The organism is Kluyvera cryocrescens NBRC 102467, from assembly GCF_001571285.1.
Lineage (GTDB): Bacteria > Pseudomonadota > Gammaproteobacteria > Enterobacterales > Enterobacteriaceae > Kluyvera > Kluyvera cryocrescens.
Map to the genome: position 1 here is coordinate 1 of NZ_BCTM01000034.1, position 16,728 is coordinate 16,728.

19 protein-coding genes are annotated in these 16,728 nt (G+C 56.4%); 10 read left to right on the forward strand and 9 right to left on the reverse strand.

Features of this window, described 5'->3' with window-relative positions:
- The 3 genes from KCR01S_RS19555 to KCR01S_RS19565 form a co-directional block, all read left to right on the forward strand.
- The coding region (locus tag KCR01S_RS19555; RefSeq protein WP_156478793.1) for an oligosaccharide MFS transporter at positions 1-738 on the forward strand (738 nt) is incomplete at its 5' end.
- A 22-nt stretch (positions 739-760) separates the two neighbouring features.
- Positions 761-1,372 carry a galactoside O-acetyltransferase gene (lacA, locus tag KCR01S_RS19560; protein WP_061284722.1) on the forward strand — a complete coding sequence of 204 codons (612 nt, stop codon included), beginning with the start codon at positions 761-763 and terminating at the stop codon, positions 1,370-1,372.
- Positions 1,373-1,642, forward strand: coding sequence for a nucleotidyltransferase domain-containing protein (locus KCR01S_RS19565; protein WP_061284723.1), 270 nt, complete (start codon positions 1,373-1,375; stop codon positions 1,640-1,642).
- A gap of 322 nt (positions 1,643-1,964) precedes the next feature.
- On the opposite strand, the gene hycI is transcribed toward KCR01S_RS19565, so the two are convergent.
- From hycI to hycA, 9 genes are all read right to left on the reverse strand, one after another.
- Positions 1,965-2,438, reverse strand: a complete 474-nt coding sequence (gene hycI / locus KCR01S_RS19570; RefSeq protein ID WP_061284724.1) for a hydrogenase maturation peptidase HycI — start codon at positions 2,436-2,438, stop codon at positions 1,965-1,967.
- 23 nt (positions 2,439-2,461) lie between these two features.
- On the reverse strand, positions 2,462-2,872 hold the full coding sequence (locus KCR01S_RS19575) for a formate hydrogenlyase maturation HycH family protein (protein ID WP_061284725.1): 411 nt from the start codon (positions 2,870-2,872) through the stop codon (positions 2,462-2,464).
- The gene (locus KCR01S_RS19580; protein WP_061284726.1) at positions 2,869-3,636 is read right to left on the reverse strand and encodes an NADH-quinone oxidoreductase subunit B family protein; all 768 of its coding nucleotides are present in this window, start codon (positions 3,634-3,636) and stop codon (positions 2,869-2,871) included. The genes KCR01S_RS19575 and KCR01S_RS19580 overlap by 4 nt, the downstream gene beginning before the upstream one ends.
- Positions 3,636-4,178: a formate hydrogenlyase complex iron-sulfur subunit gene (locus tag KCR01S_RS19585; RefSeq protein ID WP_061284727.1), complete on the reverse strand. Its 543-nt coding sequence runs from the start codon at positions 4,176-4,178 to the stop codon at positions 3,636-3,638. Before KCR01S_RS19585 ends, KCR01S_RS19580 begins: the two co-directional genes overlap by 1 nt.
- A 163-nt stretch (positions 4,179-4,341) precedes the next feature.
- A complete protein-coding gene (gene hycE / locus KCR01S_RS19590; RefSeq protein ID WP_061284728.1) occupies positions 4,342-6,051 on the reverse strand; it encodes a formate hydrogenlyase subunit HycE in 1,710 nt (569 codons plus the stop codon).
- Between the two features lie 16 nt (positions 6,052-6,067).
- Positions 6,068-6,991 (reverse strand): respiratory chain complex I subunit 1 family protein, encoded by a 924-nt coding sequence (locus KCR01S_RS19595; protein WP_061284729.1) that lies wholly within the window; start codon positions 6,989-6,991, stop codon positions 6,068-6,070.
- Between the two features lie 2 nt (positions 6,992-6,993).
- Positions 6,994-8,820 carry a formate hydrogenlyase subunit 3 gene (hycC, locus tag KCR01S_RS19600; protein ID WP_061284730.1) on the reverse strand — a complete coding sequence of 609 codons (1,827 nt, stop codon included), beginning with the start codon at positions 8,818-8,820 and terminating at the stop codon, positions 6,994-6,996.
- Complete coding sequence (locus KCR01S_RS19605; RefSeq protein ID WP_061284731.1) at positions 8,817-9,425, reverse strand: 4Fe-4S dicluster domain-containing protein; 609 nt, start codon at positions 9,423-9,425, stop codon at positions 8,817-8,819. Before KCR01S_RS19605 ends, hycC begins: the two co-directional genes overlap by 4 nt.
- Positions 9,426-9,508: 83 nt before the next feature.
- Positions 9,509-9,976 (reverse strand): formate hydrogenlyase regulator HycA, encoded by a 468-nt coding sequence (gene hycA / locus KCR01S_RS19610; protein WP_061284732.1) that lies wholly within the window; start codon positions 9,974-9,976, stop codon positions 9,509-9,511.
- A 214-nt stretch (positions 9,977-10,190) separates the two neighbouring features.
- On the opposite strand from hycA, the gene hypA reads away from it, so the two are divergent.
- The 7 genes from hypA to KCR01S_RS19645 all read left to right on the forward strand — a co-directional run bounded on the left by hypA (position 10,191) and on the right by KCR01S_RS19645 (position 16,542).
- Complete coding sequence (hypA, locus tag KCR01S_RS19615) at positions 10,191-10,541, forward strand: hydrogenase maturation nickel metallochaperone HypA (RefSeq protein ID WP_061284733.1); 351 nt, start codon at positions 10,191-10,193, stop codon at positions 10,539-10,541.
- Between the two features lie 3 nt (positions 10,542-10,544).
- Positions 10,545-11,417, forward strand: coding sequence for a hydrogenase nickel incorporation protein HypB (gene hypB / locus KCR01S_RS19620; RefSeq protein WP_061284734.1), 873 nt, complete (start codon positions 10,545-10,547; stop codon positions 11,415-11,417).
- Positions 11,408-11,680 carry a HypC/HybG/HupF family hydrogenase formation chaperone gene (locus KCR01S_RS19625; RefSeq protein ID WP_035892574.1) on the forward strand — a complete coding sequence of 91 codons (273 nt, stop codon included), beginning with the start codon at positions 11,408-11,410 and terminating at the stop codon, positions 11,678-11,680. The genes hypB and KCR01S_RS19625 overlap by 10 nt, the downstream gene beginning before the upstream one ends.
- Complete coding sequence (gene hypD / locus KCR01S_RS19630; RefSeq protein ID WP_061284735.1) at positions 11,680-12,801, forward strand: hydrogenase formation protein HypD; 1,122 nt, start codon at positions 11,680-11,682, stop codon at positions 12,799-12,801. The genes KCR01S_RS19625 and hypD overlap by 1 nt, the downstream gene beginning before the upstream one ends.
- Positions 12,798-13,808: a hydrogenase expression/formation protein HypE gene (hypE, locus tag KCR01S_RS19635; RefSeq protein WP_061284736.1), complete on the forward strand. Its 1,011-nt coding sequence runs from the start codon at positions 12,798-12,800 to the stop codon at positions 13,806-13,808. Before hypD ends, hypE begins: the two co-directional genes overlap by 4 nt.
- 167 nt (positions 13,809-13,975) lie before the next feature.
- Positions 13,976-16,057 carry a formate hydrogenlyase transcriptional activator FlhA gene (flhA, locus tag KCR01S_RS19640; RefSeq protein ID WP_061284737.1) on the forward strand — a complete coding sequence of 694 codons (2,082 nt, stop codon included), beginning with the start codon at positions 13,976-13,978 and terminating at the stop codon, positions 16,055-16,057.
- Positions 16,058-16,113: 56 nt separating this feature from the next.
- The gene (locus KCR01S_RS19645) at positions 16,114-16,542 is read left to right on the forward strand and encodes a TOBE domain-containing protein (RefSeq protein ID WP_061284738.1); all 429 of its coding nucleotides are present in this window, start codon (positions 16,114-16,116) and stop codon (positions 16,540-16,542) included.
- Positions 16,543-16,728: the final 186 nt, after the last annotated feature.

A 16,728-nucleotide genomic window follows, 5' to 3' on the forward strand; every position in this document is an offset into this window, starting at 1 on the left:
GGCTCGGGCTGCGCGGTCATTCTGGCCTTGTTATTGTTCTTTTCAAAAACAGAAATCCCTTCTTCTGCACAGGTCGCGGACGCGGTAGGCGCCAACCACTCGGCCTTCAGTCTTAAGCTAGCTCTGGAACTGTTCAAACAACCAAAACTCTGGTTTCTTTCACTTTACGTCGTCGGCGTCTCCTGTACTTATGACGTGTTTGACCAACAGTTTGCCAACTTCTTCACTTCGTTCTTCGCCACGGGTGAACAGGGCACCCGCGTGTTTGGCTACGTCACAACCATGGGAGAGTTGCTCAACGCCTCCATCATGTTCTTTGCGCCATTAATTGTGAATCGCATCGGGGGCAAGAACGCCCTGCTGCTGGCAGGGACGATTATGTCGGTGCGAATTATCGGCTCTTCATTTGCCACCTCTGCGCTAGAAGTCGTTATCCTCAAAACGCTGCATATGTTTGAGATACCGTTCCTGATTGTCGGCTGCTTCAAATACATAACCAGCCAGTTTGAGGTGCGTTTCTCTGCGACGATTTATCTGGTGTGCTTCTGTTTCTTCAAACAGCTCGCGATGATTTTTATGTCGGTACTGGCTGGCAACATGTATGAAAGCATTGGTTTCCAGGGCGCTTATCTGGTTCTAGGGATGATTGCGCTGACCTTCACAGCCATTTCGGTGTTCACGCTTAGTGGCACAAAACCTTTTTCCCAGCAGATCGCGAAAAACAGTCAACACATTTAAAACCAAGGATGAAACAAGGCCAATGAAAATATCTATGAGAGATCGAATAAAATCAGGCATGTTATACACCGATATGTGTGAGGGATTGCCAGAAGAAAGATTGCGTGGCAAGGAGTTGATGCATGACTTTAATAACACACGCCCATCCGAAGATAAAAAGAGAATTGAACTCATTTACCAAATGTTCGGTAAAGTGGGGAAAAACCCCTGGATTGAACCACCAATACACTTTGCCTACGGCAGTAATATTTTTATTGGTGACAGCTTTTATGCCAATTTCAATTTTACCATTGTTGATGATCACACGGTAACGATTGGAGATAATGTCCTGATTGCGCCTAACGTCACGATTTCTGTCACCGGACACCCCGTCCACCATGAATTAAGAGAACATGGCGAGATGTTTTCTTTCCCCGTCACAATAGAAAACAATGTGTGGATCGGTAGTCATGTTGTTATCAACCCGGGGGTTACGATTGGAGAGAATACCGTTATCGGCGCGGGCAGCGTCGTCACGAAAGATATCCCCGCCAATGTCGTGGCGGCAGGTGCTCCATGTAAAGTCATCAGGGAGATTACCGACCGGGATAAAGAGTATTACTATAAAGACTTTAAAGTCGAAACGGCGAATTAAATGTATCAGCACCATAGAGATACCATTGAAAAAGCCATCAAGAAGCTCAGCAAGGATAAGAAGATTCTCACAGCCCTTCCTGGCGGATCTGTTGCTCATGGCTTTGCCGCTAAATCTTCCGATATCGACTTAATGCTTATATTGTCTGAGGAAGATTACCCGCAGGCACGTCATCATGGAGACCTGCACTATGTCGATAAGGAATCTGCCAACTATCCAGGAGGGTATTGGAAACCGCTCCCGATAGACCCAGAGATATCATTAAAATAATAAATTCGGCCTTAATAACAAAAAGCGAAAGCGATGTGAGTCATTTATACCATTCAGTCAAAAACTTTCAGGACTGGCCGCAATATCAATATGGTTGGGTCGCTAAGTTTGTTACAGATAGTGAGATAAACTGGCTCAATGGGCCAGTTCCCATTGCTGATTTATAATGATGATGTATGTGCTGACCCCTTCAGGTAACCCGGATATTCACCCGCAGCCCTATTGCTTGAAGAGTTTTGTGTACAACTTATTTCCCCACGGTCTCTTGAGGTGGCGATAGGCTCAAGAGACCATTTATCCTGAGAGGGAGAGCGAAGGAAAACTACTCTTCTTCTTCAACCGCTAACGGTTCAAAACCGCCATTCCCTTCCCAGCCTTCAAGGCGCTGATAAACCACCTCCACCGCCTCTTTAATCGCTTGGGTCATCGGGTAATAAAAACCGACGATATCCGGCTGAATGCCGAGGAAAATCACCTCGCCCACATCCTCTTTAAGCTGGTCGATAAGGTAGTTCAGCGGCATGTTGTGGGTGGTCATCATAAACATCTCGGCGATGTCATCCGGGTCGATGATCCTTATCTCGCCGGGATTTAGCCCCATATCGGTGGCATCCACAAGCAGCAGACGCGACGGGTTCAGTTCGCGAATAGCGACAATATCATTCTCCGGCGCGCTGCCGCCGTCGATCACAACCCACGCCCCTTTCGGCTGGGCCGCGCACATTTCTGCCAGCAGCGGGCCCGCGCCGTCATCGCCCATCATGCTGTTGCCGACACAGAGTAAAACGTCAGTCATGGTCATTCCTCAATCGTTAAAATTCAGTCGCGCAGGCGACGCACCATCAAATAGATAGCGCTCTCCTGGTGGATGGCGTGCAGCATATTGAGCATCGACTGGCTCCACTCCTGCTGCGCTGGCGTTTGTGACGCACGCGCTTTATCAAACGCATTCGCCAGCATCGACACGTGGTTGCTGTCGATGACAATTTCGCCGTACTTCGGCACGCCTTCCATTTTGCGCCGCGCCGTACTGCCCGCCTCCAGCGTGCCAATCCACGCCAGATATTCATCCCACGGGCAGGTCAGCGCGGCTTCCAGGCAATCAATGACCCCGAGGTGGTGGCCAATCGCCAGGCTGTAATAAACGACCTGTTGCGCCTCGTCGGGCGTAGCATCGTTTTCATCAATAAATTTACGGCTCAGTTGACTGAACACCACCTGTTCGCTCATCGAATACGTGCCTCTTCTACTACGTGACTCAGTTGCGTGACGATTTCCGTCAGACGCGGATCATTTTCCGTGGCCAGCCATTGCTGTACCTGGGTTTCCCCCTGGTTCAAACGCAGCATATAGTCATCGGCAATTTGGCGACCATAGCGGTAACCGGCCAGACGGCGCGCAGCGCGGTCAATCTGCACGCGCAGCGGCTGGACCATATCCGGATGCAGAATTTCGGCCGGCTGTGCGTCCAGTTCACCCGGCGCACGGGCGTGGATTTTCTGCTCCAGCAGGCCCAGCGCCATGGCGAAACCGTACAGCGTTGCCGCAGGCGTTGGCGGGCAGCCCGGGATATACACGTCGACCGGCACGATTTTGTCAGTGCCGCCCCAGACGCAGTACAGATCGTGGAAGATACCGCCGCTGTTGCCGCAGGCCCCGTAGGAGATACAGATTTTTGGGTCTGGCGCGGATTGCCAGGCGCGCAGCGCCGGTGAACGCATGGCGCGGGTGACCGCACCAGTGAACAGCAGAATGTCGGCGTGACGCGGCGATGGCACCACTTTGATACCAAAGCGTTCGGCATCGAACAGCGGCGACAGCGTGGCGAAAATTTCGATTTCACAGCCGTTACAGCCGCCGCAGTCTACGCGGTAAACGTAGGCAGAACGTTTGATGTTTTTTAACAGCGACGCTTTCATGCTGGCGATAGACTCATCTACCGTCATCGGCACCGGCATGCCGTTGTCGTCGCGTGGCCCGATTAAGTTGCTCATCAGATAGCCCCTTTCATGTGGCGAGTCAGGTCAATACGGTCGGAAGGCACCAAACATTTCTGACGCTTACATTCCGGGCAGGTTTCAAAGCTCTCGCGGTGATGTTCCGCGCGGCTATCGCCATTGTGTTTGAGGAGCGCAATGGCGTAATCAATCTCTTTTTGCACCGCAAACGGACGCTGGCAGACGCGGCAGTTGCAGATATCAAAGCGCGACTGCTGGAGGAAATCCTCTTTCTTCCACACCGCCAGCTCATATTCCTGCGACAGCTTGATGGCCGCCGTCGGGCACACTTCTTCACAGCGGCCGCAGAAGATGCAGCGGCCGAGGTTGAACTGCCACGCCAGTTGGTTGGTCACGCGATCGGTTTCTACCGTCAGCGCATTCGACGGGCAGGCGTTAACGCACGCCGCACAGCCGATACACTGCTGCGGGTTGTGTTCCGGCTTACCGCGAAAGTTTTTATCAACCGGCATCGGCTCCAGCGGATAGGACGATGTCGTGACGCCGGTTTTTATGGCTTTTTTAATAAAAGTAAACATAGTTGCTCCCAGCTTGTGTGCGGTGTTTTACCCTCACCCAGGCCCTCGTCCTAAAGACAGAGGGGACAGAACCGCGTGACCAGTCAATTCGCACGCGTTCTACCCTTCCCCTTTCCCTTATGGGGAGAGGGGCGAAGTGAGGGGCCCTCACACAAAGGCCCAATTATTTCAGCGGCGAGTTCTTACGCTCGATGCTGTAGCGCTCAAGCTCTTTGTACGGCACGACCTTGCTCTTTTTCTTCCGTACATCAACCACCGTCATACGGTCGGTACAGGAGTAGCAAGGGTCGAGGCTACCGATAATCAGCGGCGCATCGGAGACGGTGTTCCCGCGCAGCATATAGCGCAGGGTCGGCCAGTTGGCGTAGGTCGCCGCGCGGCAGCGCCAGCGGTACAGCTTCTGGTTGTCACCGGTCATGCTCCAGTGGATATCGTCACCGCGCGGTGCTTCGGAGAAGCCCAGTGCAAAGCGATTTGGAATGTAGGTGAAACCTTCCACCGCCAGCGGGCCGCCCGGCAGGTTATCGAGACCGTAGTCAATCATGTTCAGCGCGGTGAACACTTCGTTGATACGCACTTTCAGGCGCGAGATAACGTCGCAGCCCTGCTCGCTGTGCACTTCCATCGGCAGCAGACCATAGCCAACAAACGGGTGATCGGCGCGGGTGTCGCGGGCGTGACCGCTGGCGCGAACCATCGGGCCGACATTGCTGAAGTCACGGGCAATTTGTGGATCCAGGCGGCCGATACCCACGGTGCGCTGCTCCATGTTTGGCGTGCTCAGGAGAATATCGACCAGTTCCTGCACGTCGCGGCGCATCTGCTGCGCCAGCTGGCGAGTCTGGATCATGTCATCTTTCAGGAAGTCACGACGGATACCGCCGATCAGGTTCAGGCCGTAGGTTTTACGCGCACCGGTGAGGATTTCCGCCATTTTCATGGAGGCTTCACGGACGCGGAAGAACTGCATAAAACCGGAGTCAAAACCGGTGAAGTGACAGGCCAGGCCGAGGTTCAACAAGTGCGAGTGCAGGCGTTCAACTTCCAGCAAAATGGCGCGGATCATCTGCGCGCGTTCCGGCACCACGATGCCCATCGCGTTCTCGACGGAAGTGGTATAGGCGGTGCTGTGGGCAAAGCCACAGATGCCGCACACGCGGTCGGATAGGAAGGTCACTTCGTTGTAACCCATACGGGTTTCCGCCAGTTTTTCCATGCCACGGTGAACGTAGAACAGACGGTAGTCGGCGTCGATAATATTTTCGCCGTCGACGAACAGCCGGAAGTGGCCCGGTTCATCAGAGGTTACGTGCAGCGGACCAATCGGTACCACGTTGTTTTTCTTGGTACCCAATTCATTGATGAATTCGTAGGTCTCGGCATCGGTAGTCGGTGCCGGGCGCTGACGATAGTCCATGCTGTCTTTACGCAGTGGATACAGCTCGTCCGGCCAATCGTCCGGCAGCACCAGGCGACGCTCGTCCGGCAGGCCGACCGGGATCAGACCATACATGTCGCGTACTTCACGCTCGCCCCAAACCGCCGCCGGTACGCGCGGCGTAACGGACGGATATTCGAGGGTGTTAGCGTCAACTTCTACGCGCACGGTAATCCAGCATTTGGTGCCACTTTCCATCGACAGCACGTAGTAGACGGCGTAATGGCCGTTCAACTTACGTTCATCGTTGCCGAATAACACCGACAGCCAGCCGCCTTGCTGGTAGTAAAGAAACTCGACGACTTCCGGCAGGTAGTTGACCTTCACGGTAATCGTTAACTGGTCTTTGGTCTGCCAGGCTTCATCCAGCACCACGCCAGGAAAGGCCTGGTGCAGCGCAGCGAGGTAGTGTTGACCCACTTTTTCTTCAGACATGCTCAAAACTCTCTTATCACGCCACCAGCAAGGAGACGAATGCTAAAAAGGCCAAACCGAACCCGGTCCAGGTGATGCGGCCGGTGATATCCAGACGCAGACGCGCCATGCTGTTTTCGAACAGCGCAATAATCAGCACGCCAACCACCAGCTTGACGATGGCGGCAATCACCGCCAGCACCAGACCACCAACGCTAAAGCTGGTCATCTGGCCCCACGGGATAAAGACGCCGACAAACATCTGCAGCACCACCAGCTGTTTCAGGCTGATGCCCCACTTCAGTACACCGAAGCCACTGCCGCTGTATTCAGACAGCGGGCCTTCCTGCAGCTCCTGCTCCGCTTCCGCCAGATCGAACGGCAGTTTGCCCATTTCGATAAAGGTGGCGAAGGCGCAGGCGCAGAACGCCAGCACCAGCGGAATGCTGCGGCTGGCCGGCCAGTGGTAGATAGCATCGGTGATATTGCTGATATGGGTTGAACCGGCGACCAGCGCCGCCACCCACAGACCCAGCAGCAGCATCGGCTCCACCAGCACACCGAGCATCGCTTCACGGCTGGCGCCGATGGCGGTGAACGGGCTACCGGTATCCAGCCCGGCAATGGCGAAGAAGAAGCGCGCCACGGCAAACAGGTAGATAAGCGTAATCAGATCGCCCAAACCCGGCAGCGGCGAAGCCACGGTCACCACCGGCAGCGCGGTGGCGATAGTCAGCATCACGCCAACCATCACAAACGGCGTCAGGCGGAAGACCCAGCCGGAAGCGTCCGGACCAATGCTCTGACGGCCCAGCAGTTTGATAATGTCGCGATACTCCTGCATCACGCCCGGGCCGCGACGGTTATGCAACCGTGCGCGCAGCACGCGAGTAATGCCGGAAAGCAGCGGCGCGACGGCAAACAGCACCAGCGCCTGCAATAAAGCAAATAAGACCGTCATGTTCAGGCTCCTTGAGAGATGACAATCACGACCAGCACCGCCAGTTCAACCAGCGCCAGACGGGCGAGCAGCGGTGCCGCCGCCGCGTTCTGCCAGCCCGGAACCAGGGAGACCGGGTTGAGCCACTGGCGCAATTTCAGTACCGGGGCAAAGGCCTGTTTCACCGGCATGGCAAAGCCGTGCGCGGTAATGACCATTGACTGCTCGTGGTCGTAACCACAGACCCAGGCTGCGCCGCGGGAACGGCTCGGCAGACGGTTGCCTTTGAGCAGAGCGAGAATGATGAACGGCAGCAGCGGACAGGCAATCAGCAGCAGCGTGATCATCGGCTGAGAGACCACGGTGTGAGCGGTTTCGATAGGCAGCGGTACGGCGGTACCCAGCAGCGGCAGCAGCCACGGCGCAGCAACACCGCCAACGATGCACAGCAGCGCCATAACCACCGTACTTGCCGCCATCAACAGCGGCGCGCAGCAGGCGTTTTCCGCCTCTTTAGTGCGCGGTGCGCCAAGGAAAGTCACGCCGTACACCTTCGCCATACACATCACCGCCAGTGCGCCGGTAATCGCCAGGCCAACGGCCAGCAGCGGCCCCAGCAGGCGGCCGACAAACGCGCCGCTATTGCTCAGCTTGAAGAAGGATTGATAGATAACCCACTCACCGGCAAAACCGTTCAGCGGTGGCAGTGCTGCCATCGCCATCAGGCCGATCAGCATCGCCAGTGAAATCATCGGCATACGTTTACCAATGCCGCCCAGCTTCTCGATATCGCGGTGGCCGGTACGGAACCAAACCGCCCCCGCGCCGAGGAACAGCGTGGTTTTAAATAGGCTGTGGTTGAGCAGATGATACAACCCCCCCACCAGACCTAGCGCCACCATCACCGGCTGTTGTAATGCCAAACCGGTGACGCCCACGCCTAAACCCAGCAGGATGATGCCGATATTTTCCAGGGTGTGATACGCCAGCAGACGCTGGATATTGTGTTCCATCAGCGCGTACAGACCGCCGACGAAAGCGGTGATCATGCCGAGAACCAGCAGCGCAATGCCCCACCACAGCGGCTGCGAGTTGCCCAGCAGCGAAATCGTCAGGATACCGAGCAGCCCGACTTTCATCACCACCGCGGAGAACAGTGCCGCCGCCGGTGCGCTGGCGTTGGCGTGCGCCTGTGGCACCCAGCCGTGCAGCGGGATAATCCCGGCCAGCAGGCCGAAGCCGAGTACGCACAGCACCCAGATATCAGAACCGATTGGCAGCATCTGCGCGCGTTCGGCCAGCATCGCCAGATCCAGCGTGCCGTAGCGCTGCCACAGCAACAGGCAGGCAATCGCCAGCAAAATAGTGCCCAGGCGACCGAGCGCAAACCACAGCTTGCCGGAGTTGACGCAGCCGGTCATGAAAGCACCGCACAGGGCCATGATTTCGGCCATCACCACCATGGAGCCAAAGCTTTCAGCCACAATCGCGCAAACGGCAGCCGCCAACAGGACGTTGACCAGCAGGCCATTGTTTTTCACGTTCGGGTGACGGTGCCAGTCAATGTTGTACAGGCTCACGAACAGCCCACACAGACCCAGCGCAATCAACCACACCGCGTTCAGCGGCGTGACCACCACGCTGTAGTGCACCAGCGACAATTGGCCGATGACCGGAAAGGCATGAATCAACACCTGAATGCCGGCTAGCGCGGCGCACAGACTGCCCAGCGCACCGCCAATCCCGGCCACAAAACCACTCAGGGATTTCTTGAACGACAGCAAAAAGGAGAGCACCGCAGTAAAAGCGAACCACGCTACCGCGCTATTGATTAAGGTCATCACGCTCATTTCACCTCTCCTTGTTGCGTCTGGAATAGCGACAGATCGCCTAAATCGGTGTGGAAGGTCAGCTCGCGTTTACGGCGGCTGGCGCGGGCGATGTCGGTGTTATTGACCAGGTGCAGCGCTTTCGTTGGGCAGGTTCGAACACAGGCCGGTCCTTGCTCATCGAAATGGCACAGGTCGCATTTCACCGCGATAGCGCGTACGCCTGGCACCCAATCCAGCAGCGTACTGACGCGTGCCGGAGCCGGCGGCGCGGGCAGCGCTTTCGGGGAGTTGGCATTCGCCGGGATGTCCAGCGGGCGACTGCCGGAAAATTCAATGGCACCAAACGGGCAGGCAATGCCGCAAAGTTTGCAGCTCACGCACAGGCTTTCATTAAGCTGTACGGCCCCATCAACGCGGGTAATGGCATTAACCGGGCACACCCCGGCGCAAGGCGCGTCTTCGCAGTGGTGACACATCTGCGGCGCGGATTCTTTTTCATTGAGCATTACTCTAAGCCGCGGCATCGATTGCAGGCCGTGATGGCGATGCGTTTCCGCGCAGGCCGCTTCACAGGTACGGCAGCCGATACAAACGGTAGAGTCAGCAATTACAAAACGATTCACCAGGTCTTCCTCAGGTGATAGTCATTTTTGACGAAATCATGCAGACCAGGTGTCATTTCGACACCCGTCGACACACCGATAATTCAGGCGAGATTTGCCCGTTGAGGTTCACGAGCCAACTGGCCGAAGTTGACCGGGCTATCGCTCTCCAGCGCGGCATACAAGGTGTTGTATACCGGAGAAATTTTATCCAGGTAGTGTTCCAGAACCTGCTCGCGGTCGCGGATATTGACGGTCCCGTCGATAAAGCCGCCGGCGTTGAGTTCAGCGCGCGCAACGCACTCTTTATTCAGGCCATCGCGGGTTTCCACGAAGTACTCAACGGTATGGCTGTTGAAACCATCAGACAGGCTTACGGACAGTACAAAGTGCTCAAACAGCACAAAGCTCAGCTCTTTCTCCGGCGCGCAGTTCATGGCGTGATGCAGACGCGCTTTGGACAACGTGATCCCCTGAACCAGAGAGTTACAGTACACACGCCATTGATCCTGATGGCGGCGGTGACGATCGGCGATAAAGTCGGCCTTTTCGCTAATTTCCCAAATAGTCATGTCGGTTACCCGGTTAATAGAAACAAGCCTCCTAAGCACTTTTCATGCCATATTTTTAACTTAATGATTTAAATGATTTTTATGTAAATGACATGTCTGCAGTGACATGTCATTTCGTCAAAGTGACATCGTCATCGACAGTCTTTAACGCACCACCTCAATCTCTGGCATCGTTATTGCATTACGTCTGCGAGTAATGAAAACAGGAGGCGTTATGCACGAAATTACGCTCTGCCAGCGCGCGCTGGAGATTGTCGAACAGCAGGCCATGCAGAACGGCGCAAAACGCGTTACCGGCGTCTGGATTAAGGTCGGTGCGTTTTCTTGCGTAGAGACCAGCGCGATGACCTTTTGTTTTGACCTGGTGTGCCGCGGCACGCTGGCTGAAGGCTGTGAACTGCACGTTGAAGAGCAAGAGGCGGAGTGCTGGTGTGAAGCCTGCCAGCAGTATGTCCAGCTGGTGTCGGTACATGTGCGGCGCTGCCCGCAGTGCAACAGTGACAACCTGCGCATCGTCGCCGACGACGGTTTACAGATTCAGCGAATTGAAATTGATCAGGAGTAAAGTATGTGTAGCACCTGTGGTTGTGCCGAAGGCAACCTCTATATAGAGGGCGATGAACGTAACCCGCATTCCCTGTTCCGCAGCGCCCCCTTCGCACCGGCAGGCCGTCCGGCCCTGTCGATTACCGGCGTTCGAACCCAGGAATTCCAGCCGCAGGCGGCCGATAATGGCGATCTGCACTACGGTCACGGCGAAGCCGGGACCCACGCGCCGGGCATGAGCCAGCGGCGGATGCTGGAAGTGGAAATCGACGTGCTGGATAAAAACAACCAGATTGCCGCCCGTAACCGCGCGCGCTTTGCTGCCCGCGAACAGCTGGTGCTAAACCTGGTTTCCAGCCCAGGCTCCGGTAAAACCACCCTGCTCACCGAAACGCTAATGCGCCTGAAAGACAGCGTGTCCTGCGCGGTCATCGAAGGCGACCAGCAGACGGTCAACGACGCCGCGCGCATTCGCGCCACCGGCACGCCGGCGATTCAGGTCAACACCGGTAAGGGCTGCCACCTCGATGCGCAGATGATTGCCGATGCCTCGCCGCGGCTGCCGCTTGAAAACAACGGCATTTTGTTTATCGAAAACGTCGGTAACCTGGTGTGCCCAGCGAGCTTTGACCTCGGCGAACGCCATAAAGTGGCAGTGCTGTCGGTCACCGAAGGCGAAGACAAGCCGCTGAAATACCCGCATATGTTTGCCGCCGCCTCGGTGATGCTGCTGAACAAGGTCGATCTGCTGCCATACCTAAACTTCGACGTCGAGCAGTGCATCGCCTGCGCCCGTGAAGTGAACCCGAATATTGAAATCATCCTTATCTCCGCCACCAGCGGCGAAGGGATGGAGACATGGCTTAACTGGCTGGAGACGCAGCGATGTGCATAGGCATTCCCGGACAAATCTCCGCCATTGACGGTGTGCAGGCGAAAGTTGACGTTTGCGGGATTAAGCGCGACGTCGATCTCACCCTGGTAGGCGCGGTGGACGAAAATGGCCAATCGCGCATTGGCCAATGGGTGCTGGTGCACGTGGGGTTCGCCATGAGCATCATTAACGAAGAAGAGGCGCGCGACACCCTGGCGGCGCTGGAAAATATGTTTGAAGTCGAGCCGGACGTCGGCGCGCTGTTGTTCGGTGAGGAACGGTAATGCGTTTTGTTGATGAATACCGGGCGCCAGAGCAGGTAATGCAGCTTATCGCCCACCTGAAATCCCGCGCGCAGCTGCTGTCTTATACCGCCGAGCGCCCGCTGCGCATTATGGAAGTGTGCGGCGGTCATACCCACGCAATTTTCAAATTCGGCCTCGACCAACTGCTGCCGGAGAATATCGAGTTTATCCACGGCCCAGGTTGCCCGGTGTGCGTGCTGCCGATGGGACGCATCGATACCTGTATTGAAATCGCCAGCCATTCCGAGGTGATTTTCTGCACCTTTGGCGATGCTATGCGCGTACCGGGGAAAAACGGGTCGCTGATGCAGGCCAAAGCGCGCGGCGCGGATATTCGTATCGTTTATTCGCCGATGGACGCTCTAAAACTGGCGCAGCAAAATCCGGATCGCAAAGTGGTGTTCTTCGGTTTAGGCTTTGAAACCACCATGCCGACCACCGCCATCACGCTGCAGCAGGCAAAAGCGCACAATGTCAGCAACTTCTTCTTTTTCTGCCAGCATATTACGCTCATCCCAACGCTGCGTAGCCTGCTCGATCAGCCGGATAACGGCATCGACGCGTTTCTCGCGCCGGGGCACGTCAGCATGGTTATCGGCACTCACGCCTACGGATTTATCGCCAGCGATTATCATCGTCCGCTGGTGGTAGCAGGCTTTGAGCCGGTCGATCTGCTGCAAGGGGTGAATATGCTGGTGGAGCAAAAAATTGCCGACCACAGCTGTGTTGAAAACCAATACCGCCGCGTGGTGCCGGACGATGGCAATCTGCTGGCACAACGGGCGATTGCCGAGGTCTTTGCGGTCAAAGGCGACAGCGAATGGCGCGGCCTGGGGTTAATTAATGACTCCGGCGTGCAGTTGACGCCAGCCTATCAATCCTTTGATGCCGAAGCGCATTTTAAACCGCAGCCGCAGCGCGTGTGCGATGACCCGCGCGCCCGCTGCGGTGACGTGCTTACCGGGCGCTGTAAACCGCATCAGTGCCCGCTGTTTGGCGCGACCTGCAATCCACAAAGCGCATTCGGCGCGCTGATGGTCTCCTCAGAAGGAGCCTGCGCCGCCTGGTATCAATATCGCAGTCAGGAAGCAGAAGTATGAAAAGCATTCAGTTAGCCCACGGCAGCGGCGGCCTGGCCATGCAGCAGTTGATCGACAGCCTGTTTATGAAGGCCTTTAATAACCCGTGGCTCGCCGAGCAAGAGGATCAGGCGCGGATTTCGCTGGCCACGCTTACCGCCCACGGCGATCGTCTAGCCTTTTCCACCGACAGCTACGTTATCGACCCGCTGTTTTTCCCGGGCGGTAATATCGGCAAACTGGCCGTTTGCGGCACCGCCAACGACGTGGCGGTCAGCGGCGCCGTTCCGCGCTACCTCTCCTGCGGCTTTATTATTGAAGAAGGGCTGGAGATGGCAACGCTGGAAGCGGTGGTCAACAGCATGGCGGCTACCGCTAAAGCTGCCGATATCGCTATCGTCACCGGCGACACCAAAGTGGTGGGGCGCGGTGCGGCGGACAAGCTATTCATCAATACCGCCGGGATGGGTGCAATTCCGTCAGATATTCACTGGGGCGCGGCAACCTTAACCCCCGGCGATGTGCTGATTGCCAGCGGTACGCTCGGCGACCACGGGGCCACTATCCTCAATCTGCGCGAACATTTGGGGCTCGATGGTGAGCTGCAAAGCGACTGCGCGGTACTCACGCCGCTGATTCAAAGCCTGCGCCCAATTGCTGGCGTCAAAGCGCTGCGCGACGCCACCCGCGGCGGCGTTAACGCGGTGGCCCACGAGTTTGCCGCCACCAGCGGATACGGGATTGAAATCCACGAACAGAATTTACCGCTTAAGGATTCCGTGCGCGGCGTGTGCGAATTATTAGGACTGGACGCGCTTAACTTCGCTAATGAAGGTAAACTGGTCATCGGCGTCAGCCGGGAAGCGGCCGATGAAGCGCTGGCAACACTGCGCGCCCATCCTTTGGGCTGTGATGCCGCTATCATTGGCGAAGTCACTGAACGTCGTGGAGTACGCGTTGCCGGGCTGTACGGCGTGAAACGGACATTAGACCTCCCTCATGCGGAGCCGCTTCCCCGAATTTGTTAACAGATCTCTCAAGGTCTGAATTTTATTATTATTATTAAACCTTATGGATTTCGCGCAGCAGGAGTTCGCCGCTCAACGAAACCCGGAGCAGCCAATCCTTGCCGCGTGAAATACGGCGGGTTTTATTATTTATTGCGCCCCATGTGGCGCATTTATAGGCAAGCAACATGTCGTATACACCGATGGGCGATCTCGGGCAGCAGGGGCTGTTCGATATTACCCGGACGCTTCTCCAACAACCCGATCTCGCCGCGCTCAGCGAAACGCTGGCACAGTTGGCGAAACAATCTGCGCTGGCGGACAGTGCGGCCATCATTCTGCTACAGCCGGGCAACCAGCGGGCGGGCTATTACGCGACGCGTGAAGCCGGCATCACGCTGGCCTATGAAGACGACAATCTGCTGGCTAACGGCCCCGTTAGACGATTACTGTCGCGCCCCGATGCGCTGCACTGTAGCTATAGCGAATTCAGCGAAGCCTGGCCACAGTTGGCCAAAAGCGAGCTTTATTCCCCCTTTGGCCACTACTGCCTGCTGCCGCTGGCGGCCGAAGGGCGCATTTTTGGTGGCTGCGAATTTATCCGCCAAAACGATCAGCCGTGGACGGAAAAAGAGTACCAGCGCCTGCACACCTTTACGCAAATCATCGCCGTGGTCACCGAGCAGATTCAAAGCCGGGTGACCAATAACGTCGACTACGATCTGCTGTGCCACGAGCGCGATAACTTCCGCATTCTGGTGGCGATCACCAACGCCGTGCTGTCGCGTCTGGATATGGACGAGCTGGTCAGCGCGGTGGCTAAAGAGATCCACTACTACTTCAATATCGACGCCATCAGCGTGGTGCTGCAAAGCAACCGCAAAGGCAAGCTGAACATCTATTCGACGCACTATATCGACGTCAACGATCCGGTTCACGATCAGAGCGAAGTCAATGAGTCGGGCACCCTGACCGAGCGAGTGTTCAAGAGCCAGGAAATGCTGATGCTCAATCTCAACGAACAGGACAAGCTCGCCCCGTACGAGCGTCATTTGTTTGAGATGTGGGACGATAAAATTCAGACGCTGTGCCTGCTGCCGCTGATGTCCGGCGACAAGATGCTCGGCGTGTTGAAGCTTGCCCAGTGTGATGAAAAGGTCTTTTGCGCCGCCAACCTCAAGCTGCTTAAGCAGATTGCGGAACGCGTGTCGATTGCCGTCGACAACGCCCTCGCCTATCAGGAAATCCACCGCCTGAAGGAACGCCTCGTGGACGAAAACCTGGCGCTGACCGAACAGTTGAACAACGTGGACGGCGAGTTTGGTGAAATCATCGGCCGCAGCGAAGCAATGTTCAACGTCCTCAAGCAGGTTGAAATGGTGGCTCCCAGCGACAGCACGGTGCTGATCCTCGGTGAAACCGGCACCGGGAAAGAGCTGATTGCCCGCGCTATCCACAATCTGAGCGGACGTAACGGCCGCCGGATGGTGAAAATGAACTGCGCCGCCATGCCAGCGGGCCTGCTGGAGAGCGATCTGTTCGGTCACGAACGCGGCGCATTCACCGGCGCCAGCACCCAGCGCATTGGCCGCTTTGAGCTGGCGGATAAAAGCTCGATGTTCCTCGATGAAGTCGGCGATATGCCGCTTGAGCTGCAGCCAAAGCTGCTGCGCGTCTTACAGGAGCAGGAATTTGAGCGCCTGGGCAGCAACAAGCTGATCCAGACCGACGTTCGCCTGATCGCCGCCACCAACCGCGATCTCAAACAGATGGTATTGGATCGCGAATTCCGTAGCGATCTCTACTACCGCCTGAACGTCTTCCCGATCCACCTGCCGCCGCTGCGCGAACGCCCAGAAGATATCCCGCTGCTGGTAAAAGCGTTCACCTTCAAAATTGCCCGCCGTTTGGGGCGCAACATCGACAGTATTCCGGCTGAAACCCTGCGTACGCTCTGCCAGATGGAATGGCCGGGTAACGTCCGCGAGCTGGAAAACGTGATTGAGCGTGCGGTGCTGCTGACCCGCGGTAGCGTCTTGCAGCTATCGATGCCTGAACTGGCGTTTGCCAACGAAGAGCCAGAGCCCGCGCCGGTCGCCGAGGCGGCAAAAGAAGGTGAGGACGAGTATCAGTTGATCGTTCGCGTGCTGAAAGAGACCAACGGCGTCGTCGCTGGAGCTAAAGGTGCGGCACAACGGCTGGGGCTCAAGCGTACAACATTGCTTTCCCGAATGAAGCGCCTGGGCATTGATAAAGATGCACTAATGTAATCACTGTGACTATACTGACCGCTGATTCGATAAACAGTGAATGGAGGCAGTATCGTATGGCAGTTTCAGCACGTAACCAACTCACCGGTACCATTAGCGCAGTCGCCACCGGCGCGGTCAACGACGAAGTCGAACTGACCCTGCCGGGTGGGGCAAAGCTGGTCGCTATCGTCACCCACAGCAGTAAAGAAGCACTGGGTCTGGCCAATGGTAAGGAAGCCATTGCCCTGATTAAAGCACCGTGGGTGACTCTGGCGACCGAAGACTGTGGCCTGAAGTTCTCCGCCCGCAACCAGTTCGCAGGCCAGGTTACCCAAGTGACCGAAGGTGCGGTCAATGCGACGGTACACATCAAAGCCGATGCCGGTTTTGACATCGTGGCGGTGATCACCAACGAAAGTCAGCACGAGATGAAGCTGGCTGCAGGCAGCCGCGCTATTGCCTTAATCAAAGCTTCGGCCATTTTGCTGGCGACCCGCGCGTAATCGGATCTCCGCCGGATAAGGTATTTTCGCCGCCTCCGGCAAGGTGTAGCGCCACCATTGATGGCGCTGCACCTACCTCTCTCCACCGTTTCCAGCTCTGCTATACCGCATTGAACTCTCAGCGTTTCGTTTCTCTATTTATGAAACACCGTTTTGTGAATCATTTCGCGTTCTCCCCGATTAATG